We start from the raw sequence: 753 nt of genomic DNA, 5'->3' as shown, positions 1-753 counted from the left end.
CGCCGTATTTTGTAAAGTCATACGCGGTGAATTTTACGATGGCATTTAGGTTCGGGCGTAGAAAAGCGATGTCTTTCGGGGCGATTTTCGCCTCAACTAACAAGGTGTCTTCGGTTGGTACGATTTCAACGATGTCCATACCCGGTTGGATAACGCCGCCAACGGTGTTGACGTTCAGCGTTTTGATTTTGCCTGTCACCGGAGAGACAACCACCGTGCGGTTTACGCGGTCTTCCAAGCCAACAGCCGATTCAACTAATGCAGACAGTTGGTCTTGAGCATTATTGAGTTTCTCTTGTTGTTCGGAACGGAACTTCAACGCCACATCGATGCGATTGAGCATGGATTCTTTGATGGCCGATTTGATCACTGGGATTTTCAGTTCGCTAGATGTCATTTCACGGCGAGTGTCGTTCACTTGGCGCTGCAATTTGAGTAGCTCAATGCGCGGAACAACGCCTTCATCCGCCAGCGGTTGGGTGATATCCAGTTCTTTCTTCGCGTATTGGTAGCTTTGGCGTAAGTTACGCACTCGCGCTTCAATCTCGACCAAGTCTTGCTGTTTTTGCTCAACTTGTTGATCGATCACCGACAGTTGGTTGCGTAGGTTATCCAAATCTTCGCGGTATTCCGCTTTCTGACGCTGAGTTAATTGTGGCTGTGTCTCTTCCAATACCGGTGGGAAAGTCAGTTTGCCGTAATCGAGAACGACGCTTTTTTCCCAATCTTGAATATTAAAATCGCGATTGACGG

Annotated in this window: 1 protein-coding gene; it reads right to left on the bottom strand. The window is 48.1% G+C overall.

Features of this window, described 5'->3' with window-relative positions; genetic code table 11:
- The coding region (locus R7R24_RS26510) for an HlyD family efflux transporter periplasmic adaptor subunit (protein ID WP_318120089.1) at positions 1–753 on the bottom strand (753 nt) is incomplete at both ends.

This window comes from Vibrio sp. 704 (assembly GCF_033339295.1).
The sequence above is the reverse complement of the archived record's forward strand: the minus strand, read 5'-3'. Positions and strand labels throughout refer to the sequence as shown.